The organism is Ruegeria sp. CE12, from assembly GCF_056537525.1.
In genome coordinates, this window is sequence record NZ_JBQFRS010000015.1 from 52990 (window position 1) to 75324 (window position 22335).

The 22335-nt window shown below is 56.5% G+C and carries 20 protein-coding genes; 11 read left to right on the forward strand and 9 right to left on the reverse strand.

The window, feature by feature from the left end; translation table 11 throughout:
- Nucleotides 1-31: 31 nt before the first annotated feature.
- Nucleotides 32-910, reverse strand: a complete 879-nt coding sequence (locus tag ACR0IO_RS21630; protein ID WP_155143083.1) for a DMT family transporter — start codon at nucleotides 908-910, stop codon at nucleotides 32-34.
- Between the two features lie 192 nt (nucleotides 911-1102).
- Between ACR0IO_RS21630 and ACR0IO_RS21635 the strand changes: the two genes are divergently transcribed.
- The gene (locus ACR0IO_RS21635; protein ID WP_480744717.1) at nucleotides 1103-2299 is read left to right on the forward strand and encodes a BCCT family transporter; all 1197 of its coding nucleotides are present in this window, start codon (nucleotides 1103-1105) and stop codon (nucleotides 2297-2299) included.
- Between the two features lie 180 nt (nucleotides 2300-2479).
- Nucleotides 2480-4375 (forward strand): amidohydrolase, encoded by a 1896-nt coding sequence (locus tag ACR0IO_RS21640; protein WP_480744681.1) that lies wholly within the window; start codon nucleotides 2480-2482, stop codon nucleotides 4373-4375.
- 97 nt (nucleotides 4376-4472) lie between these two features.
- Here the strand turns inward: ACR0IO_RS21640 and ACR0IO_RS21645 are convergent, their stop codons facing one another.
- The 3 genes from ACR0IO_RS21645 to ade form a co-directional block, all read right to left on the reverse strand.
- On the reverse strand, nucleotides 4473-4760 hold the full coding sequence (locus tag ACR0IO_RS21645) for an HU family DNA-binding protein (protein WP_050605937.1): 288 nt from the start codon (nucleotides 4758-4760) through the stop codon (nucleotides 4473-4475).
- Nucleotides 4761-4890: 130 nt separating this feature from the next.
- Complete coding sequence (locus ACR0IO_RS21650) at nucleotides 4891-6354, reverse strand: AMP nucleosidase (RefSeq protein ID WP_480744682.1); 1464 nt, start codon at nucleotides 6352-6354, stop codon at nucleotides 4891-4893.
- Entirely contained in the window at nucleotides 6351-8153 is a 1803-nt protein-coding gene (gene ade / locus ACR0IO_RS21655; RefSeq protein ID WP_480744685.1) for an adenine deaminase, read from the reverse strand. Before ade ends, ACR0IO_RS21650 begins: the two co-directional genes overlap by 4 nt.
- An 89-nt stretch (nucleotides 8154-8242) precedes the next feature.
- Between ade and arsC the strand changes: the two genes are divergently transcribed.
- On the forward strand, nucleotides 8243-8668 hold the full coding sequence (gene arsC, locus ACR0IO_RS21660; RefSeq protein WP_480744686.1) for an arsenate reductase (glutaredoxin): 426 nt from the start codon (nucleotides 8243-8245) through the stop codon (nucleotides 8666-8668).
- A gap of 37 nt (nucleotides 8669-8705) precedes the next feature.
- Entirely contained in the window at nucleotides 8706-9134 is a 429-nt protein-coding gene (locus ACR0IO_RS21665) for a VOC family protein (RefSeq protein WP_480744688.1), read from the forward strand.
- 90 nt (nucleotides 9135-9224) lie between these two features.
- Here ACR0IO_RS21665 and ACR0IO_RS21670 read toward each other — a convergent pair whose 3' ends face one another.
- Nucleotides 9225-10100, reverse strand: coding sequence for a LysR family transcriptional regulator (locus ACR0IO_RS21670; protein WP_170335862.1), 876 nt, complete (start codon nucleotides 10098-10100; stop codon nucleotides 9225-9227).
- A 125-nt stretch (nucleotides 10101-10225) separates the two neighbouring features.
- Between ACR0IO_RS21670 and ACR0IO_RS21675 the strand changes: the two genes are divergently transcribed.
- Genes ACR0IO_RS21675 through ACR0IO_RS21685 form a run of 3 tightly spaced genes read left to right on the forward strand, consistent with a single transcriptional unit; the run spans nucleotide 10226 to nucleotide 13058 of the window.
- Entirely contained in the window at nucleotides 10226-10981 is a 756-nt protein-coding gene (locus ACR0IO_RS21675; protein ID WP_155143076.1) for a class II aldolase and adducin N-terminal domain-containing protein, read from the forward strand.
- A 40-nt stretch (nucleotides 10982-11021) separates the two neighbouring features.
- On the forward strand, nucleotides 11022-12011 hold the full coding sequence (locus ACR0IO_RS21680) for a sterol desaturase family protein (protein ID WP_480744691.1): 990 nt from the start codon (nucleotides 11022-11024) through the stop codon (nucleotides 12009-12011).
- A 54-nt stretch (nucleotides 12012-12065) separates the two neighbouring features.
- Complete coding sequence (locus ACR0IO_RS21685; RefSeq protein ID WP_480744693.1) at nucleotides 12066-13058, forward strand: sterol desaturase family protein; 993 nt, start codon at nucleotides 12066-12068, stop codon at nucleotides 13056-13058.
- Between the two features lie 10 nt (nucleotides 13059-13068).
- On the opposite strand, the gene ACR0IO_RS21690 is transcribed toward ACR0IO_RS21685, so the two are convergent.
- Nucleotides 13069-14016 (reverse strand): GlxA family transcriptional regulator, encoded by a 948-nt coding sequence (locus ACR0IO_RS21690; protein ID WP_480744696.1) that lies wholly within the window; start codon nucleotides 14014-14016, stop codon nucleotides 13069-13071.
- Between the two features lie 77 nt (nucleotides 14017-14093).
- Here ACR0IO_RS21690 and ACR0IO_RS21695 point away from each other — a divergent pair, with 77 nt between their 5' ends.
- The 3 genes from ACR0IO_RS21695 to ACR0IO_RS21705 are packed head-to-tail and all read left to right on the forward strand — an operon-like array spanning nucleotide 14094 to nucleotide 18071.
- The gene (locus ACR0IO_RS21695; protein WP_480744699.1) at nucleotides 14094-15254 is read left to right on the forward strand and encodes an acyl-CoA dehydrogenase family protein; all 1161 of its coding nucleotides are present in this window, start codon (nucleotides 14094-14096) and stop codon (nucleotides 15252-15254) included.
- A gap of 25 nt (nucleotides 15255-15279) precedes the next feature.
- Nucleotides 15280-17295, forward strand: coding sequence for an acetate--CoA ligase family protein (locus tag ACR0IO_RS21700; protein WP_480744701.1), 2016 nt, complete (start codon nucleotides 15280-15282; stop codon nucleotides 17293-17295).
- Complete coding sequence (locus tag ACR0IO_RS21705; RefSeq protein ID WP_155143070.1) at nucleotides 17292-18071, forward strand: carnitinyl-CoA dehydratase; 780 nt, start codon at nucleotides 17292-17294, stop codon at nucleotides 18069-18071. Before ACR0IO_RS21700 ends, ACR0IO_RS21705 begins: the two co-directional genes overlap by 4 nt.
- Here ACR0IO_RS21705 and ACR0IO_RS21710 read toward each other — a convergent pair whose 3' ends face one another.
- A complete protein-coding gene (locus ACR0IO_RS21710; protein ID WP_480744703.1) occupies nucleotides 18072-18704 on the reverse strand; it encodes a class I SAM-dependent DNA methyltransferase in 633 nt (210 codons plus the stop codon).
- A gap of 88 nt (nucleotides 18705-18792) precedes the next feature.
- Between ACR0IO_RS21710 and ACR0IO_RS21715 the strand changes: the two genes are divergently transcribed.
- Nucleotides 18793-19647: an SDR family oxidoreductase gene (locus ACR0IO_RS21715; protein WP_480744706.1), complete on the forward strand. Its 855-nt coding sequence runs from the start codon at nucleotides 18793-18795 to the stop codon at nucleotides 19645-19647.
- A gap of 94 nt (nucleotides 19648-19741) precedes the next feature.
- Here the strand turns inward: ACR0IO_RS21715 and ACR0IO_RS21720 are convergent, their stop codons facing one another.
- Nucleotides 19742-21229, reverse strand: a complete 1488-nt coding sequence (locus tag ACR0IO_RS21720; protein ID WP_480744709.1) for a heme biosynthesis HemY N-terminal domain-containing protein — start codon at nucleotides 21227-21229, stop codon at nucleotides 19742-19744.
- Between the two features lie 10 nt (nucleotides 21230-21239).
- Nucleotides 21240-22335 (reverse strand): COG4223 family protein (locus tag ACR0IO_RS21725; RefSeq protein ID WP_480744713.1); only part of this gene is annotated, 1096 nt, incomplete at its 5' end.

Below are 22335 nucleotides of genomic sequence, written 5' to 3' on the forward strand. Positions count from 1 at the left end.
TTTCAGATGCCTCGCGCGCTCGTGCGTTGGATCAGGCAGTTTTAACCTCGGGTTGGCGCGACAACTGCACGGCCAGAATACCAATTGTCGTCACAAGCACACCGATCACATCAAGCGCACCAAGCCTTTCACCCAACAAGATGGCGGCAATGGCGACGCCAAACACAGGATTTAGAAAATGGAATGTCGCGGCCCGGGTGGCACCGATGCGGTTCAGAAGCAAGAACCAGATCAATGTCGCCAGCAGGCCGGGGAACAGGGTTGTATAGGTGAAAGCCAGCGCAAAGGGCACGGTCAGATGAATATAGATGGTTTCAAACAGCGGTGCAGCGACGAAGAGAATAGCTGAACCCACAAGCATCTGCAGTCCGACAACCATCATGAAGTTGCCCCCCGAGGTGGCACCCCGAACCGCCAGCGTTGCCAGCGTGAGCGCCAAAGCACCCAAACCGCAGAGCATGACACCGAACATATCAATGCCAGCGCTGATCCGGCTGCTCATGATCAGGGCGACACCGGCAAAGCCGGCGAGCAGGCCGATGACGCCCAAGGGACGGAGTTTTTCGCCAAACAACAGCCATCCTGCCAAAGCGACCAGCAATGGCATAGTCGACGCTATAATGGCGGCGACCGATGCCTCGACCGTTTGCATCGCATAAAAATTCAGACCCAAATAAAGGGCATTCTGGCAAATTCCGAATAGGAAGGTAGCGTACCACTGAGATCTGGTGAGCCTCCAGCTCTGCCCCATTGCCCTGGCAATCGTGACGCCGATCACACCGGAAATCAGAAATCGAAGTGCCAACGAAAACAGAGGCGAGGCATCGGAAACTATGATCCGTGCCGATGTAAAAGCGGATGACCAGATGAAGGCAAATATCAGCCCCATGGCTATGGCGCGCAGGTCCATCACGATCCCCTTTTCAAATCGGCAGGACTGTTTCCGATTTTGTAAAAAGCTTCAAGCGCGAGGTCATCACTTCGTCAAAAAAGACACATGCGCCATACAAGAAAGTCATTACGCATGTTTTTATTGATTGACCGGCCAATTAAAGATATCCGCTGCCCGATCTGACACATCAAGGGAGGTTTGTCGGTGCTTCTGGAATACATCCTGTCTTTTGGCGTCCTGTTGGCATTGGGCCTGGTCGCTTTCTTCGTCGTGAAATGGTGGAATCTTCGCTGCGTTGGTGTAACGCCTGTCCATCTGTTCACATTCATTGCGATCCTGTTCACATCCGGCTTGGACGTTGGCCTGATCATGTTCCCGCTGACCGAGTTCGGCGGCTATGCCGAAGAACCGGCTTACGCATTCGCCAACCCCTTGGCGATCGAGTTCGGTTTCTGGGGCTTTTTGATCTGGGCGTTCTACTTCCTGACCGCGTTCTACTTCTGCGTCATCGAACCACGTGTGAAGTTCTTTGAGATCCCGCTGGTCAAGCTGATCAACAACGTAGTGATCATCGGCACCTGTGCCTTTACCGCCAGCCTGTTCCTGATCTACCTGCCCGGCTACCTGCCCGAGGTCGGAGACGGTGAATCCGTTGTCACCACATTCTACATCATCGTGTTCGTGGTTATCTTGGCGGCGGCTTATTCGTCGACAGATCTGAAATACGTGCGCATCCTGTCGGTGGGCTCCACCTTCCTGTTCCTTGCTCTGATTCTGGGCATGTGGGCTGCAGCTGGTATGGGTCTGACCGGATTTGCAGAAACGGGCAGCAATATCAGCGCGTACTTCGCAAACCTGCACAAGTTTGTCCTGCCGCTGACTGACTATCATGCCTTCTATCTGTTCTGGTGGTTTGCATGGTCGATCATGATTGGCCAGTTCACCTCGCGTTTTGTCGGCGGCCTGAAAACATGGCAACTGCTGGCCGCGCTGTTGATCTTCCCATCGATCCCGCTGGCGATCTGGTTCACCGTTCTCTATTACTATCACCTGAACGGCATCAGCACTGCAGGCATCACCAACATCGCGATGGTGATCGTGGGCGTGACCTTTGTGATCAACTCGCTGGACTCGCTTATCCGCCTGTACACCGACAACCTGAACATGACAGTCGAACGGTTCGGCAAGGCGGCATATGTCGCAGGAAACGTTGTCCTGCTGTTTGTCCTGACCCTGTTGTTCCAGAGCCAGTGGCTGCAAATCCAGTGGATCGGCGCGGTTGTGGTTGGCCTGTATCTGGCCTGCGTTGTCTACATCCTGATTGCCAAGCGCAAAGAGGTGCTGAGCATCGACTCCATGCCCGAAGGGCGCGATCTGGATTTCCACAAGGTTGAAACGGTTCACTAAGCCGGAGACCAAAACACCACAGGCACCTTCTGCCTTGGACAAATCAAACCCCGCAGCGCGTTCTGCGGGGTTTTTTTTAGGCCTTGGGCAAGACACCGTGCAAAATTCAGATATTGTGATGGGAATTACTCTTTTGAAATCGAATACCATTGCCACCCAACTGTCTGAGGAAACTCGATTATGAAAGATATCGATCGCCGGCGATTTGTGAGAACTGGATTAGCTTCTGCTGCAGCACTGACACCATTGAGACATGCTTTGGCAGAAACTGGGTCACTGCAGGATATTGGTGGATCAATTGTCTCAGCACCTCAGGCGACGATCTACACTGCCCGCGAAATCATCACGCTCAATGATGCACGGCCAACCGCCGAGGCGGTTGCAGTGGTTGGCGACAGAATCCTCTGGGCCGGAACGCTGGAAGATGTGCAGCGTGTTTTGGGCGATCAGCCCTACGAAATCGATACGACTTTTGCCGATCACGTAATCGTACCCGGCTTTATCGCCCAGCATGACCATCCTGTGCTTGCCGCGCTTACGATGTCATCTGAAATCCTGGCAATCGAGGATTGGGTCCTGCCGAGCGGAACTGTTCCTCGCGTTAAAGACAAGCAAGACTTCATGACACGCCTGGCCAAGGCCGAAGCCGAGAAGTCAGATCCGGATGAACCTCTGCTCAGCTGGGGTTATCACCCCGCCTTCTATGGCCCATTAACACGTGCCGATCTCGACACAATCAGCAAAACACGACCAATTCTTGTTTGGGCGCGCTCATGTCACGAGATGGTACTGAACTCGGCGGCAATGGAACGTGGCGGTGTTACCCGGGACAAGTTCGAAACGTTCAGCCCGTCGGCAAAAGAGCAAAGCAATTTTGAAGAGGCGCGGTTTTGGGAACAGGGTCTGTTCGGAGTTTTGCCTAACATCGCGAATATGGTCGCAACCCCCGAACGCCTGCGTTCCGGTCTGGAAATCACGCGCGACTATATGCACGCCAAAGGCATTACCTTCGGCAATGAGCCGGGTGGGATTCTGTCTAAACCGGTACAGGATGGCGTTAACGAAGTTTTCTCGAACCCGGATATGCCATTTCGCTGGTCATTTATCGTGGATGCAAAGTCGATGGTCGCGACCTACTCGGATGATGTGCAAGTCATTGCTGAAACCGAAAAGCTGGCCTCTTGGTATGGTGGCATGACAAGTCTTGCGCCAAAGCAGGCAAAGCTTTTTGCAGATGGCGCAATTTATTCGCTGCTGATGCAGGTACGTGATCCTTATCTGGATGATCATGATGGCGAATGGATGATGGACCGCGATCTGTTTGAGCGTGCATTCCGCGTTTACTGGGATGCAGGATATCAAATCCATATTCACGTCAATGGCGACGCCGGGCTTGATCGGGTTCTTGATACGCTCGAGGCCAATCTGCGCCGCAACCCTCGATATGATCACCGCACCGTTCTGGTGCATTTTGCGGTCAGCGCCCCGGATCAGGTCGAGCGGATTCGCGCGCTTGGCGCTATCGTCAGTGGAAATCCCTACTATGTGACGGCTCTTGCAGATCAGTACTCGAAAGTTGGTCTTGGCCCGCAACGCGCGGATTCGATGGTTCGCCTGGGTGACTTGTCGCTCGCTGGTATCCCGTGGTCACTGCATTCAGATATGCCAATGGCACCTGCTGATCCCCTGTTTCTGATGTGGTGTGCGGTCAATCGGATAACTTCTTCCGGTCGTACCGCTGGCACGGATCAGAGAGTACCGGCCGAGATGGCTCTTCGCGGGGTTACGATCGAGGCGGCTCAGGCCCTCAGGATGAGTGATGAGATCGGGAGCATCGAACCGGGCAAACGGGCCAACCTGACTATTCTGGATGAAAACCCCCTGAGCGTAGACCCGACATCGATCCGCGACATCAATGTCTGGGGCACAGTTATGGAAGGGCGGGTTTTACCGGTTGGTGAGGCTGAGCGAAAAGCCTCGCTTTCACCATCTCAGAATCCGAAGCCCCCGGCAGACGAAGAGATCAATCGCGCGATGCTGAATCACGCGCTTAAGGTTGTTCATACCCATCTCTAAGCGGCCTACCGGCGCCTTGGGTTCGAATGAATGAGTTCCATCAAAGAAAAAGGGCCGCGAAATCGCGACCCTTCTATTGAAGTTGTGAAGGCTGGGATTAGCCGTTCACGCTGTCCTTCAGTGCTTTTGCGATGGTCATTTTCACAACCTTGTCGGCTTCTTTGGTGAAGGTTTCACCAGTGGCCGGGTTGCGGACCTGACGCTCGGGGCGCTCACGGCAGTAGATTTTGCCGACGCCGGGCAGGGTCACTGCACCACCGGCGGAAACTTCGCGGGTGATCAGGCCGGTTACAGCCTCAAGTGCCGCGTTTGCGGATTTCTTGTCGGTTCCCATTTCCTCAGCGAGAGCAGCAACCAGCTGAGTTTTAGTCATAGGCTTTGCCATTTCTTGGTCTCCTTAACGTGCCCGATCTCTTGGGCCTCACCGCGTAACTGTAACGGGATATTGTATGTGAACACAACGAATAGTAGCGCCAAAACCCCCAAAAATATGGGGATTTCGTTGCTTTTTTGCTTCAGAGGAAGGCCGTTTCGTCGAAAGAACGCAATTTCCGGCTGTGCAGACGCTCCAGAGGCATCCCGCGGAGGTGTTCCATGGCCCGTATTCCGATCGCCAAATGGCGGCTGACCTGCGTGGTATAGAACGACGAAGCCATTCCGGGAAGCTTTAGTTCACCATGCAAAGGCTTGTCTGACACGCACAACAATGTGCCGTAAGGCACCCTGAAACGATACCCATTTGCGGCGATGGTGGCGCTTTCCATATCCAACGCGATTGCGCGCGATTGGCTAAGCCGTTGCACGGGCCCTGACTGATCCCGAAGCTCCCAGTTTCGGTTATCGACCGAAGCCACAGTGCCGGTTCGCATGATCCGCTTGAGCTCATAACCTTCAAGCTCGGTCACTTCGGCCACGGCCTGTTCAAGTGCAACCTGCACTTCGGCCAGTGGCGGGATCGGAACCCAGACCGGCAGATCATCGTCCAACACCTTGTCTTCGCGCAGATAGGCATGGGCCAGTACGAAATCGCCCAAAGCCTGCGTATTTCGCAGCCCAGCGCAGTGGCCAACCATCAGCCATGCGTGCGGACGCAGAACCGCAATATGGTCGGTTGCCGTTTTGGCGTTTGACGGACCAACACCAATATTGACGAGCGTGATGCCGGACCCATCCTCGCGCTTCAAGTGATAGGTCGGCATCTGCGGCAGTTTCAGCGGTTGTTCGATTGCAGCCTTCGGATCGCTGATCTCGACATTTCCTGTGGACACAAAGCTGGTGTAGCCGCTATCCGGATCAGCCAGCTGTTCACGCGCATAGTTTTCGAATTCCGAGACGTAGAACTGGTAGTTGGTGAACAACACATGGTTCTGGAAATGGCTTGGATCCGTGGCCGTATAATGCGCAAGGCGCGCCAGCGAATAGTCGATCCGCTGAGCGGTAAACAGCGCCAGAGGGCCGACATCGTTCTCCAGCTCATAGACGCCGTTGACGATATCATCATTGGTGGTCGTCAGATCCGGAACGTCGAAGACATCGCGCAATGTGAACCCCGCTGCACCCTGATGCGGTACAACCAGATCCGGATTGTTCGCGACTGCGAAATGTACCGGAATCGGCGTATCCGAAAGGCCGATTGTGACCGGCTGATTGTGGTTCTTAATCAGCAAAGCGATCTGTTGTGTCAGATAGGAACGGAACAAATCCGGCCGCGTCACCGTTGTCGCGTGTGTCCCCGGCTCCGAAACGTGACCAAAGCTCAGGCGACTGTCTACATGGGCATAAGACGCGGTTCTGATGCGAATTTCCGGGTAATAGGCTCTGAATCGTTCGGTCGGCGTATCTCCAGACATTGAGTCAGAGAATTTGTCGCACAAAAATTTCGTTGCCTGCTCGTACAGTTCTTCAAGCCGGGCAACAGCGGCCGACGCGTCGGTGAATTGTTCTGGTTTGGGTGCTTTTGGTTCTATTATTGTTGTCATGCAAGTGGTTCCAGAAGGTCTATCTTTTCAAAGGTGCGCACATCCACCAGGCCCAGATCGGAAATCCTCAGTTCCGGGATCACGACCAGAGCAAGCAGGGAGTGCTGCATATAGGCGTTGTTAAGCTGACAGCCGCAGGCCTCCATCGCCTCGACCATCTTTTCTGCGTTTGCGGCAACCTCGGCCGCCGGATTGTCGGACATCAGACCGGCAATCGGCAATTCGACCAATGCCAGTTCTTCACCATCTCGGAAGATGGTGATGCCACCACCCACTTCGGCCAGCCGGTTTGCGGCCAGCGCCATTTGCTCGCGGTCAGTACCCACGACAATCATGTGGTGGCTGTCATGGGCTACGGTTGACGCCATCGCCATGCGGCCCTGGTAACCAAAGCCCGAAACGAAAGCGTTCGTTACACCCCCGGTACCCCGGTGCCGTTCAACCAGCGCAATCTGGCATACATCACCTTCACCTTCTACCAGCCCACCGATGATGGGCAGTTCGGCTTTCAGCGCTTTGGTCGGGGCCTGGTTTTCCACCACACCGATTACGTTGGCCTGAACCCGGTTCGCTCCGGCCGGAGCTTCGATCTCAAAGTCTCCAGCGCTGAGCTGGTGTCCCAGATGTACAGTGTTTCGCGCCCGGTCAGGCCAGTCGTAATGGGGGCAGTCGACTGTAATCGCGCCATTTTCAGCGACAATCTGACCCCGTGCCACAACCGTCTCAATCGGCAGATTGGTCACGTCAGACGTGATGATAATGTCTGCCCTGCGCCCGGGTGTGATCGAACCGATTTCACGCTCCAGCCCGAAATGAGAGGCCGTGTTGATCGTGGCCATCTGCAGCGCAATCAAAGGATCGCAACCACAGGCGATGGCATGCCGCACGACGCGGTTCATATGCCCTTCGTTCACCAACGTGCCCGAGTGGCAATCATCCGTACACAGGATAAAGTTCCGCGGATCCAGACCTTTTTCAGTGACGGCGGTGATCTGGCTTTCCACGTCATACCAGGCCGAACCCAGCCGCATCATCGAACGCATGCCCTGACGTACACGCGCAATGGCATCGGCCTCACACGTACCCTCATGATCATCAGCGGGACCGCCAGCCACATATGCTGCAAAATCAGACCCTAAATCAGGGGAGGCGTAGTGTCCGCCTACCGTTTTTCCTGCGCGTTGCGTGGCTGCGATCTCGGCCAGCATCTTTGGATCGCCATTTATCACGCCGGGGAAATTCATCATCTCCCCCAAGCCGATAATTCCTGGCCAGTTCATCGCCTCTGATACATCTTCAGGCGTGATTTCATAGCCTGTCGTCTCCAACCCCGGGGCCGAAGGTGCACAAGACGGCATCTGAGTGAAAATATTCACCGGCTGCAACAGCGCCTCATCATGCATCATGCGTACGCCATCCAGACCCAGCACATTGGCAATCTCATGGGGATCGGTGAACATCGAGGTCGTCCCATGCGGGATCACCGCGCGGGCAAATTCAGCGGGCGTCAGCATTCCGGATTCGATATGCATGTGTGCGTCACACAAGCCCGGGATTAGATAGCGCCCGCGCGCTTCGATGATTTGGGTATCAGGACCAACGCAGTGCGAGGCGTCAGGCCCGACAAAGGCCACCCGCCCTTCGGCAATGGCAACAGAATGGCCGGGCAAGGTCTCACGGCTGTGAACATTGACCCAGATACCATCGCGAATAATCATGTCCGCAGGTTCGCGCCCGGCGGCAACGGCAATCAAACGAGGGGCGACATCGGGCCAGCTTGGGAAAGGTGTGTATTCCATGGCCCAACTTTCCCTAATGCGCAGGAAGGTTCAACCCCTGCTCTTTGCGTATCATGAAACCGTCACGAAAAGCAGCATAAGAGGGTCATATGGATATCGTCATTCACCACAACCCCGCCTGTGGCACGTCCCGTAACGTGCTGCAGATCATACGTGACGCCGGATACGATCCGGTGGTCATCGAATATCTGGAAACGGGCTGGACCCGGCCACAACTCCTGGCGTTGTTCGCAGCCGCCGGACTCACGCCCCGTCAGGCGCTTCGGACCACTAAGTCACCTGCTGAGGAACTGGGTCTGCTGGATGATAAGGTGACTGACGATCAATTGCTGGATGCCATGCTGGAACATCCGGTTCTGGTCAATCGACCAATCGTGGCATGCCGAAATGGGGTCAGGCTTTGCCGACCATCCGGCGCAGTTCTCGATCTACTCGACACATGGCCAAAGGCACCATGGCTTAAAGAGGACGGAACGACCCTGATTGATGACAAGGGAAATCACGTGCCTGAATAGCTTGCTTTGCGGTGGAGTTGCTGTTCAATCTGCTCACATGGACTTTGAAACGATAGATGCGGACAGTTTCGGGCGTGGCCTGAACGGGATCGGGCTAAACCTGCTGGTCAGGGACGTGAAGGCAGAATGCACCTTTTTAGAGACTGTTTTTGGAATGAAAAGTCATCAGGTGACGGCTGATTTTGCGATCGTCACCTATTCCGGTCAGGTCTTTCAACTGCATTCTGACGGAACCTATCATTCCAATCCGTTGCTGAGCTTGCTGCCGGAAACACCACCGCGTGGTGCAGGTATCGAAATCCGCCTGTACGATACAGATCCGGACGATGCCGTTACCCGCGCAGATCTTGCTGGCGCTACGGTACTACAGCCCCCCACAGACAAACCGCATGGCCTGCGAGAGGCATATATCCTTTGTGAAAACGGATATGCTTGGGTGCCTAGCCGCCCGAAAGATACCGAATAAGGCCGACCTGACACAGCGCGTCAGCGCTGCCACGCCCAACCAAAGGAAACGCCCGAAAGGGCATAGACGATGGGTGGAAGGACTCACTGGTTAGATCAGAGAATCTGCTTCGATCTCGCTTCGAATCCAGTTGGCAAAGGCCACCGCACCCGGTGTCTCTTCGGCCTGTGGCGAAAGCAAAAGGTAGTAGGCCTCGGGCATCACAGCACGATGCTCGAACGGGGCGATCAGTCGACCTTCGTTTATCAAACCGCGAACGATCGTGTCATGCGCCAGGCACAACCCACCCCCAACCATCGCAACAGACAGGCTGACCATATATGTGGTGGAATAGGTGATTTGCGGGTTCGGCCAGTCCAACCCCTGCTCTTCCGCCCAGTTTCCCCAATTCGACAGCAGATTCGAGCAATCAAACAACGGCTGCTGATGCAGATTCTCCAGAGTAACGGGGTAGTCTGGCGCACAGACGGGATAATAGTGATCCGTTCGTAATAACTCCGTACGCACGGTATCCGAAGGTCGCAGGGAATAGCGTATTTCGACAGCCGCCCCTTCTGCCATCTCCTGCGGCTCCCAAAGCTCGGTAAAAATATTGAGATGTACATCCGGGTGCTGGGCCCGAAAACCGGGCAAACGCGGTGCCAGCCAGTTGACGGCAAAGGTGATGTTGCTTTGCACCTGAACCGCATTTTGCCGGGCGCCGGTTACCGCCTGTGTACCCCGTACCAGGGTTCTGAAAGCGTCGCGTACGACAGGCAGATAAGTGATACCTGCCTCGGTCAGCTCCAATGCGCGGGGGCGCCTTAAAAACAAGGGCTGACCAAGATATCCCTCAAGCGATTTGATCTGCTGGCTCACCGCGCTCTGAGTCATGTTCAGATCACGGGCCGCACCCGTGAAAGACAGATGGCGCGCGGCCGCTTCAAAGGTACGTAACCAACCCAGTGGAGGAAGCGGTTTCTGCATGTGCATAACTTTGCCATTAGTTCAGCTAATGGAATAGCTGCGTTTTTTTCGTTGGTCAAATTTCGATGCCGGATGCACGATCTACAAAGCATGAAACTCAAGCCCGCTGCCACAGGAGTTGCCAGATGAGCGTCACCAACCTGCGTCCGAATATCGACCACTGGTCCGAGCGTGTAGATATGGCCGCCGCATTCCGCTGGACTGAGCGACTGAATATGCACGAAGGCGTTGCAAATCACTTCAGCCTTGCCGTGAACGACGATGGTACGCAATTCCTGATGAACCCCAATCAGATGTACTTTTCGCGTATACGGGCCTCTGATCTGCTGTTTCTCGACGCGAAGGATCCCGATGTCATGAAGCAGCCCGGCGCGCCCGATCCCACGGCCTGGGGACTGCACGGCTCAATCCACCGCCATTGCCCGCATGCGCGTTGTGTCATGCATGTGCATTCGATCTTTGCGACCGTTCTGGCCTCGCTGGCCGATAGCAATCTGCCTCCGATCGATCAAAACACCGCCACGTTCTACAACCGTTACGTCGTGGACGAAGAGTTTGGTGGTCTGGCCTTTGAAAGCGAGGGTGAGCGTTGTGCATCGATGCTGTCAGATCCCAAGAAAAAAGTCATGATCATGGGCAACCATGGCGTTCTGGTCATCGGCAGCGACGTTGGAGATGCCTTTAACAGGCTCTATTATTTTGAACGCGCGGCCGAAACCTACATCCGTGCGCTTCAGACCGGGCAGCCGATGCGCGTTTTGTCGGACGAAATCGCGGAAAAAACCGCGCAGGAGCTGGATGATTATCCCGGACAAGCCGAAGCACACCTGCGTGAGATTAAGGCCGTTCTGGATGCCGAAGGGTCAGACTACGCAAGCTGACCCCAGATCCGGTGTTTTTCAGTATTGAAGGGTACCCGCCATGTCGGACACCGCTCAGGACCCCGAAGTCGCCCGCTGGAACTATCGCCCTGATGGCCCGGTAGCTTTGAACCCTGTGTTCAGCTGGCCGCTGCGCCCTGCCGCGGTACTGCAATGGTACAGCGGCGCATGGCTGCAGCTGACATCGCTGACCCTGTGCATGGCCCTTGCAATCGCAGCCTATGTCTTTTTCCTGCCGCCACTGGAAACGATGCAGAGTTTTGCCCCCGGCTGGATGTTTCGGGTCTGGCTGCTGAACATGGTCCCCCAGATATTGGTGGCCGGAGGCCTGCATTGGTGGCTGTACATGCGCAAGGGGCAAGGCATGTACAAAAAGTTCGACCGGCGTGACCTGACCCGTGGAAACGGTACCTTCACCTTCCGCAATCAGGTCTGGGACAACATCTGGTGGACCCTTGGCAGCGCGATGACTGTCGCAACCGTGTATCAGTGGGTGATCTATTGGGCGATGGCCAATGGCTGGGCACCTGTGATCACCTGGACCGAGGCTCCGGTGTGGTTTGTGATCTGGATGTTCTTCATTCCAATGTGGTCAGGCCTGCATTTCTATTGGGTGCACCGTCTTGAACATCATCCAAAGCTGTACAAGCACGTCCACGCAGTACACCACCGCAATGTCAATACAGGTCCATGGTCCGGCATTTCCAACCACTGGTTCGAAAACATGCTGTACTTCACGACCTACTTCATACATCTGATCGTGGCTTCCAACCCGCTGCACCTGCTGTTTCACGCTTATTTTCAGCAGATTAGCCCGGTCCTGTCTCATTCCGGTTTTGAAAAACTGAAGGCAGGCGATACCGAAGCTGCACGCGCCGGAGACTTCTTTCACCAGCTTCACCACCGGTATTTCGAGTGCAACTACGGCACCTCCGAAATCCCATTCGACAAGTGGTTTGGCACCTATCACGACGGCTCGGCCGAAGCGACGGTGCGAACCCGGGCGTTCAAGAAACAGATGTACACCTGACCGGGTATACCGCCCCAAAATTCAGACAACACTTCGCAGAAGGAAGACACTGCCATGACTGACACGCGTCAGATGGAAGACATGAGTCGTGAGTGGAACTACCACCCCGAACTACCGCTGGAGAATCCGTCGATCTTCCGATGGCCACCCGAACCGGCTTTTCTGGGCAAATGGCTTGCCAAAAACTGGCTAACGCTGAGCGAACGCGTCTTGATGGTGTTGGCCGCAATCGCGCTGTGGGCGTTTTTCTATCCCTCGCTGGAGACCGCAAAGACCTTTGCGTTTGGATGGATCTTCCAGATCTGGGTGGTGAATTTCGCGATGATTTTCCTCGTCGCAGGCGGTCTGCATTGGTATTTCTACATGCGCAAATCGCAGGGTAAAAAGCTGAAGTTCGAACGCCGCGAACAGGGTAAGAACAACAAGCTTTGGGATTTCAGCGATCAGGTGCTGGACAACATGTTCTGGTCTCTCGGGTCGGGCGTTCTGCAGCTGACCGGGTTTCAGGCCGTGACCATGTGGCTGATGGCCAACGGCTATGCGCCGACCATCACCTTTGCTGAAAATCCGATCTGGTTCATCCTTTGGCTGATCCTGCTGCCAATGTGGTCGGCCTTTCATTTTTACTGGGTGCACCGTCTGCTGCATCAGCCGTTCCTCTATAAAAAGGTCCACAGCCTGCATCACCGGAACGTCAATATCGGACCATGGTCAGGGTTCTCGATGCATCCGGTCGAGCATTTCTTTTATCTCTCGACGCTGTGCATTCACTGGATCGTACCATCCCATCCGATCCACCTGTACTTTCACATCGTCTTTCAGGGACCGGGTGCAGCGATGACCCATACCGGCTACGAAGACTTGCTGATCAAGGACAAAAAGCGGTTGGCGCTGGGTACGTTCTATCACCAGCTGCATCACCGGTATTACGAGTGCAACTACGGCAATCAGGAGATGCCATGGGACCGCTGGTTCGGCACCTTCCATGACGGATCACCCGAAGCCACGGCTGAAACACGCGCCCGGAAAAAGCGGATGTTTGGCTGAATACCTGCATTCAGGACCGGGTTGTGCGAAGGGCGCGCGGCGTTACTCCGAACTCGGTCCTGAAGGCGCGGGTCAGCGCGCTGGGATCCTCGTACCCGGCGCGCAAGGCAATTTCTCCGATGCTCAAGTCGGTCTCGGCCACCAGCTTGCGCGCCAGATTCAGGCGCAATCGGCGATAGACCTGCGCTGGCCCAGCGCCCAATTCGGTTTGCATCCGTACCGCCAGAGCCTTTTGCGAACGACCAACCCGATGGGCGACTTCAGAAACGGGCAAAGGCGTCTCAAGATTCTCCTGCATCAGCGCCAGTGCCTTGTTGACGTAACCGCTGGTCGCGCCTGCGCCTCCGGTATGAGACCGCGCTGAATCGCGCGTCATGAACAGTTGCGAGACCTCCAGGGCCAGCGCCTGCCCCTGATCCCGCCCAATAAGATGCAGAACCAGATCAAAGGCCGCCATCGCGCCGGAACAAGTGATGCGGTTTCGGTCGATGACATAGCGTTCGCGCCGCGCATCGACCTCGGGGAACCTTTCGGTGAACCCAGTCAGCTCCTCCCAGTGGATCGTGGCGCGATGCCCATCCAAAAGCCCGGCCAAAGCCAACAGCCAACTGCCGGTATCGAGGCCTGCCAGAACCCTGAAACGCTGGTCAGCAGATCGCAGGCCTGAGAGGGTGCGCCAACCCCCATGCGCACGAAACCCATAGGATGGCATCACCATCAGCATGTCGCCGCTGGCGGTCTGCAAGGTCTCATGCGGCGCAACCTGCAGCCCGGATGATGAGGTCACCGGCCCGGTATCCAACGCAAGGAACTGCCAATCATACAATTTGCGCCCTGCCAATGTGTTTGCGGCCCGCAAAGGCTCGACCGAATTGGCCAGGCAATGGTTCGAGAATCCGTCGAACAGGAGGACTCCGATTTGCTGCGGTGCAGAGGGTGATTTTGTCCAGTACTGCATGATTAACGTCTATTTTCGCATGTTTCAGATTTCAAGCCACGTCAGGATACGCACAACACCGAATTTGGAGACGCCCGATGCAATATGGATTGTCCGACGAACAGGAGATGATCGTCTCAACCGTTCGCAGCTTTGTCGAAAACGAAATCTACCCGCATGAGGAACTGGTCGAACGCACCGGTGAAGTGCCTCAGGAAATCGCGGACGAGATCAAACGCAAGACGATTGGGTTGGGATTCTATGCTTGTAACTTCCCCGAAAGCGTAGGCTGCGCCGGGCTGAATCATCTGGAGTTCGCACTGGTTGAACGCGAGTTGGGTCGCGGGTCCATGGCTCTGAACCATTTCTTTGGTCGTCCCCAGAACATTCTGATGGCGTGTGAGGGCGAGCAGGTCGATCGTTACCTCATGCCGGCCGTACGCGGTGAAAAGATGGATGCGCTGGCGATGACCGAGCCCGGTGCCGGGTCGGATGTGCGCGGTATGAAATGCGCGGCCGTCCGGGACGGAGGTGACTGGGTCGTTAATGGCACCAAGCACTTCATCTCGGGCGCAGAGCACGCTGATTTCATCATCGTCTTCATCGCGACCGGAGAAGATCAGACACCAAAAGGCCCAAAAAAGCGGATCACGGCGTTTCTGGTTGATCGGGGAACTCCGGGTTTCACCATCCGGGACGGGTATAAGTCTGTCAGCCATCGCGGCTACAAGAACATGGTGCTGGATTTCGACGATTGCCGTCTGCCGGACAGCCAGGTTCTGGGTGAGGTCGATGGCGGCTTCGACGTCATGAACACATGGCTCTACGCGACACGCATCACTGTTGCTGCCATGTCCGTGGGTCGCGCTCGTCGCGCGTTCGACTATGCGCTGGATTACTCTGCCACACGCGAACAATTCGGCCAGAAAATCGGCAAATTTCAGGGCGTGTCTTTCCAGATTGCGGACATGATCACCGAAATCGACGCGGCCGACCTTTTGACGCTGGCCGCAGCAGACCGGCTGGACAAAGGCCTGCCCGCCAACCGCGAGATCGCTTCGGCCAAGCTCTATGCCTCTGAGATGCTGGCGCGCGTCACCGATGCCGCCATTCAGATCCACGGTGGTATGGGCCTGATGGATGACTACCCACTCGAGCGGTTCTGGCGAGACGCGCGGGTTGAGCGCATCTGGGACGGCACCAGCGAAATCCAACGGCACATCATCAGCCGCGATCTGCTGCGTGCATTGGGTGCGTAATGGCGACGCTGATGAGGGAAACCTGATGAAGGCACTCAAACGTGTGCTGACACCTGCGTCGCTGGCCGTTATCGGCGGTGGCGCGTGGTGTGCGGAAGTTATTCGTCAGGCGAGAAAACTTGGATATTCAGGGCAAATCTGGCCCGTCCATCCCAAGGCTGACCAAGTTGCAGGCGAGGCGGTCTACAAATCCATCGAGGATCTGCCTCAGGCTCCGGATGTTGCGTTCATCGGCATCAATCGGCACGCCACGATCGAAACCGTAAAGGTCCTCTCGACACTAGGTGCCGGGGGGGCTGTTTGCTTTGCTTCGGGCTTTACCGAGGCCCGGGCCGAAGATGATCAGGGGGCTGATCTGCAGGCACAACTGGTGGCCGCGGCAGGCGATATGCCGATCCTCGGCCCGAACTGCTACGGCTTTGTCAATGCGCTGGACAACGTGGCCATCTGGCCGGACCAGCATGGAATGCGACCGGTTGAGCGTGGCGTGGCGATCCTTACCCAAAGCTCGAACATTGCCATCAACATGACAATGCAGCGCCGTGCATTACCGTTGGCGTTCATGCTGACCTGCGGAAATCAGGCGCAGACTCATCAGGCGGATATCGCCGCAGCCCTGCTGGATGATGACCGGATCACCGCAATCGGAGTTCATATCGAGGGCTTTGGCGACTTGCGAAAGTGGGAGGCTCTGGCAGCCAAAGCGCGCGATCGGGGGGTTCGCATCATCGCGTTAAAGATGGGGCGGTCCTCGCATGCGCAGGCCGCAACAATTTCCCACACCGCGTCTTTGGCGGGTGGCGATGCAGGGGCGCAGGCCTTCTTGGATCGATTGGGAATTGCCCGTTTGAATGACATCCCCAGCTTCCTGGAAACGCTGAAACTGCTGCACATCACCGGTGAGCTGGATGGAAACGGGTTAGGCATGATCAGCTGCTCGGGCGGTGAAGCAAGTCTTGCCGCTGATATGGCCGAAGACAGAGATCTGCGTTTCCCCGCGCTGACGGATACTCAGCGCACCAATCTGCGTGACGCACTGGGGCCGATGGTGGCGCTGGCGAACCCGCTCGACTATCACACCTACATCTGGCGCGACACGGATGCGATGACCCGCGCGTGGAAAAGCCTGGTCGGGCCGGATATCGCCATGACCATGGCGGTGGTCGACTATCCGCACACAGACGCAACAGACTGGGAATGTGCAACGCAGGCAGCGCTCAACTGCGTCGCAGAAACCGGGCGACCCTTTGCCGTAACGGCTACCCTACCGGAATTGATGCCCGAAGATGTTGCGCGACGCCTCCGTGATGGTGGTGTCGTGCCATTCGCAGGATTGCACGAAGCGCTTGCCGCATCCGAGGCCGCAGCACCCAGATCTCATGAGGTCGCAGACCCTGTCCTGTTGCCCTTTGATACCAACGCCGATCAAATCCTGACCGAGGCCGAAGCAAAAGATGCTTTGGCCGAGTTTGGGATGCCGGTGCCAAAACGTGTTGTCGCCTGCCCGCAAGATGCTGGCCAGGCTGTGCATGGTCTGAATGGTCCGTTTGCGGTCAAGGGCGTGGGCCTTGCGCATAAATCCGAGCACGGTGCCGTACGACTTGGTATCGAGGCAAAGGAAATCACTGCGACCGCTCTGGATATCGGAACGCCTGAGATTCTGATCGAGGAAATGGCCACGGGTGGCGTGGCTGAGCTGCTGGTCGGCGTAACACGCGATCCGGCACATGGATATGTTCTGACATTGGGTGCAGGGGGCATCCTGACAGAGATATTGCGGGATACGGTATCGTTGCTGATTCCGGCATCCCGCGAAGCGGTCAGCACAGCGCTGGGCCAATTGGCCTGTGCACCGCTGTTGGCAGGGTACAGGGGCAAACCAGCCGCCAATTTCGAGGCAACGCTGGATGCTGTCGAGGCTGTGCAAAGCTATGTCATTGCCAATGCGGCAACTGTCGACGAAGTTGAAGTGAATCCGTTGATCTGCTCTGCCGACGGGGCGGTAGCGGTTGATGCCCTGATCCGAAAGGCAAACTCATGAACCCGATCAAAACCCGCCGTGACGGCGCCATACTGGAAGTGACTCTGGACCGGCCAAAGGCAAATGCCATCGATCTGGCGACCAGTCGTATCATGGGTGATGTCTTTCGCGACTTTCGCGACGATCCCGATCTGCGGGTGGCGATCCTGACTGGTGGCGGAGAGAAGTTTTTTTGCCCCGGCTGGGATCTGAAGGCTGCTGCAGACGGGGATGCAGTCGACGGAGATTACGGTGTTGGCGGCTTTGGCGGCCTGCAGGAACTGCGAGACATGAACAAACCGGTGATTGCAGCCGTCAACGGGATTGCCTGTGGCGGCGGCCTCGAACTGGCACTGAGCGCCGATATGATCGTTGCAGCAGATCATGCCAGCTTTGCCCTGCCCGAAATACGTTCCGGTACCGTGGCTGACGCAGCCAGCGTGAAGCTGCCCAAGCGCATCCCCTATCACATCGCGATGGAGCTGTTGCTGACCGGGCGCTGGTTTGATGCAGACGAGGCGCATCGCTGGGGTCTGGTCAACGAAATCGTTCCAGCAGATCAACTGCTCGACCGGGCATGGGAACTGGCGCGCCTGTTGGCGAGCGGCCCACCGCTGGTCTATGCCGCAATCAAAGAGATCGTGCGCGACGCAGAAGATTCAAAGTTTCAGGACTCGATGAACCGGATCACCAAACGACAATTGCAGACGGTCGACGTCCTCTACGGATCAGAGGACAATCTGGAAGGCGCCCGCGCCTTTGCAGAAAAGCGCGATCCGGTTTGGAAAGGGCGTTAATCAGGATTTCTCGAACAGGGCGATCAGCGCAAGGTCGTCCTTGTTCGGGCCAGCGGCCAGATCCCCGTAGATACGCACGGTGGGCAGGACCAGGTTTTCAATCTGATCCTTTTGCAATTGCTGTAGCGCATCTGCAAAACCCAGCGCTTCATAGTGCCGGGCATTGATCGACAGGGCAAACTGTGCCCCCGGCCGCGCAATGCGAAGCAATGCGGGCAGCGCTTCGGGACCAAGATGGCCATGCGTGAAAGTTCCTGATGAAACGATGCCCGAATAGCTGTCTCGCGGCACCGGGATGCCGTGGTTCAGATCAGCCTCGATCGCGTCACGATAGATATCCTTGCGCATCGCTTCATCCAGCATCTCGGCACTGATATCGGTGGCATCAATTGGCCCAACCCCAAGCCCGGCCAGAACCGCACCGCAAAGCCCGGTGCCGGCACCAACGTCCAGAACAGGTCCTTGTCCCCCGGCGCTGACAAATGCCCGCGCGGTATGGATATGCAGTTGATAATCCTCAAGCGCGGCAAACCCCTCATCATAGTCACCAGCCCATTCAGCATAGAGTCGTTTGCTGTCTTCGGATGATTTCAGCGCATAAGCCGCGTGCAGATCGGGTGTCTTGTTGCTCATACCCCAATGAAGGCGCAACAGGGGATTCGAATCAAGTGCGTCCATCCAGCGCTTGCATCCCGGACCGTGCCCTATCATCAAGGGAAGTATGACTAATACACTTCTCTCTTTCGGACATGGGTATTCTGCCCGGGTCTTGTCCCGTCGACTGGCCCCAAAAGGCTGGCAGATCATCGGAACCACACGCAACGCCGATCAGGCCGACTCTATTCGTGAATCCGGGGCCAATCCAATAGTTTGGCCGGGAGAGAGACCATCGCTGGATGGGGTGACGCACCTGCTGGTTTCAACCGCTCCGACCTCAGCAGGTGATCCGGTGCTTGCCGAATTGCGCGAAGAAATCACGGCGCGCGCTGATCAGTTTAGCTGGGTGGGATACTTGTCCACGACCGCAATTTACGGCGATCATGAAGGCGCCTGGGTGGATGAAAGCACCCCGCCCGCGCCCACCGCCGAACGCGGTCGCTGGCGGTTACGAGCCGAGGAAGAATGGGCTGCCATTCCCGGCCTGCCCCTGCACATCTTTCGACTTGCCGGAATCTATGGCCCGGGGCGGGGTCCGTTCTCCAAATTGAAACGCGGTGGGCTGCGCCGGATCATCAAGCAGGGTCAGGTGTTTTCCCGCATTCATGTAGACGACATCGCCCAGGTGTTGGAAGCGTCCATGCTGCATCCCAAACCCGGTACGATCTACAACGTTTGCGATGATGAACCCGTACCGCCACAAGACGTGATTGGGTATGCAGCCGAACTGCAAGGCCTGCCACTGCCACCTGCGGTTCCCTTTGAAGAGGCTGAACTGACGCCAATGGCGCGCAGCTTTTACAATGAAAACAAACGCGTCCGGAACGACAAGATCAAAAACGAACTCGGGGTCAGGCTGCTGTACCCGAACTATCGTGTCGGGCTGGAAGCTCTTGTGGAAAGCGATGGTCTTACCTGAGACCGAGGGATCAATGCCCGGTTGTTTGCATGTTCAACCCGGAACACTGAAACTTCCTGCTCCGGGTTGATACATTCAAACTCGAGATACCCTGTCAGGCTGGTTTCTCTGCTTCGGCCTGAACCGGTTCCGCATTCATTTCGATCACATCATCAGCCTGCGGTTCTTCGAGTTCCTCAACTTCAACAGTCTCGGGCTTGTCCTCGAGCGCTCCGACAATCAGCGGCAGCATATGCACGCCAGTCGCCGTCGCGATCTCAGGCGTTTGAGGTGTTTGCCAGCTCAGCGTGTCAAAGCTGTGGCAGTTCTGGCAAACCGGCGCCCATTCAGGCTGGATGTCATGACAATTGTCGCACACCCACTGTGGCCCGCGTGGTGCATTCAGTGCCTTGGCCAGCCATCCCTGAACAACGGCATCGCTGGCGCCTTCACCACGCTCGATTGCGGCCATCAGCGTATAGGCGCGGGCATCAGCCTGCTTTTCAACCACATCGCCCAGCGCACGGCGCGCCTCGGGGAAGTCTTCGGCGACGATATTCAGCTCGGCCAGAATAAGGCGCGTTTCCATGTTTTCGGGATGGACTCGCGTGAGCGCCGTAAAGCGTTTGATCCGTTCTTCTGGCGTTTCATCCGGCGCTATTTCGGCAAAGACATGCGCCAGATCGGGATGCGGCTGTACCTCCCACGCTTTTTTCAGGATCTTGGTCGCGGCCCGTGGTTTGCCCTTTTCGATATAGGCCCGCGCGGCCATTGCTGCCGCTGGTACCAGATCAGGTGAAAGGCGGTTTGCCTCGATCGCATATTCCTGCTGTTCGACACTTGCGGTGTCGTCCAGAATGTCTTTGGCTTCGGACAAGGCCAGCACCGCATCACGACGCTTATAGACGTCCCGTGGCAGATGACCTGATTTCAGCTTGGCGGTCAGTGTTGAACGAGCCCCGGCCCAATCCTGAGCCTTGGTCTGCAGGTTCAGCAGCACATCCTGCGTTTCCTGATGGCGGGGCTTCAGCTCAAGCGCCTTTTCAGCAAGCTTTCGGGCCGTTTCATCGTCACCTTCGGCCAGTTTTTGCTTCATGATGCCGCGCACGCCGACAAAACGGGTGGCGTTATTTGTGACCAGCTTCTTGTAGGTGTCTGACGCTTTCTTGGTATCGCCGGTCATTTCCGCAGCCTGCGCCACCAGCAGGTTGGTCAGTTCGGGTTTGTTGAGCAACTTCTCAGCCTTGCTCGCCTTGGTCAGGGCTACACGCCCTTCGCCCGACGCAAGTGCCATCAAACCATCGGACAAAGCCTGATACCCACGCTGCTCACGGCTGCGATCGAAATAGCGCGACAATGCAGTCTCATCCCCATTGAGGAATTTGAGCGTCGCGATCAACAGGCCGAGCAATTTGAAGAACAACCACACCGCAAACACCAGAACGCCCAGCGCGATGACCGACTGCAAGGGGCCAAGCGTGTATTCCGTGCCTGCAACAGTGATCTGAACACCACCGCTTGTCTCCATAAGGTAACCTGCGCCCATGGCCAGCAGGCCGATAATCGCAACAAAAACAAGGATCTTAAACAATGACCACAGCATGGCAGGTCCTTCAGTTCGAGTTTACGCTTGAGGCAAGCGCATTTGCGGCATCCACCGCTGACAGCCGGGTTTGGGCCACCTGTTCCCAATCCGCCATCGCCGATTGCGCAGATTCTGGCAACGATTTGAGTTCGGTCAGCGCCTTGGACAAATCCCCGGCAGCCAACGCAGCCTGAGCGCGCGACAGGATTGCGTCCGGATCGTCACCTTCCTGCGGTGTTACTGAGCGCGCGCCTGTCTGGCGTTGAAGGAACGCGACAAACCCGGTGCTTTTGTCTGCATCACGCGCATCGGCCAGGGCAGCACGGGCTGCAGGCGCAAATGATGCGTTCAGCTCAGCAATCGTGGCCACACCCTTGTCTGCCGGACCGGATAAAGCATCTGGTACGGTTACACCACCAGCCTGCAACTCGGTAATCAGATCGTCATAGCGCAAGCCGGCGTCCAGCTGTCCCTGCAGACGAGACAGTGTGGCTGTGTTCGTCGCAGCCTTGGCGTCTGCGGCCGCTTTAACCTCCAGCGCCTGCGCATCCGAGACCATTTTTTCAACCTCGGCGCGCTGTGCAGCGAGAGAATCCTGAAGCTTTTTCAACTCAGCCTCAAAAGCAGCAGAAGCTTCTGGTGACACGCTTTGGGTCAGCGCACCGCTTTCCAGATCATTGAGACGGGTTGTCAGTGGATCAACTTTGCTCGTCAGACCGTCTAAACCAGATTTTACAGCATCCAGCTCCGCAGCAATTGGCGAAATTTGATCTGTCAGCGCGGCGATCTTTTTGTCCATCTCTGTAGTATCGGACACAGATTTCGTCAGAGCCTCTATCTGGCTGGATTGATCATTGATCTTCGATTCCAGGGCCGTGATCGCATCAGATTGGCCCGACCCGAATATTCCCGCATTTCCCGCTGCAAACCCGATAGCCGCAGCAACCGCGCCGCCAATCAGGGCAGGAACAAATCCGCCGCGCCTTTCTTGCGACTGAACAACCGGTTCTTCCCGAGTCTGTTCCACGGCCATTTCGGCTTCGGCTTCGGCTTCGGCTTCGGCTTCGGCTTCGGCTTCGGCTTCGGCTTCGGCTTCGGCTTCGGCTTCGGCTTCGGCTTCGGCT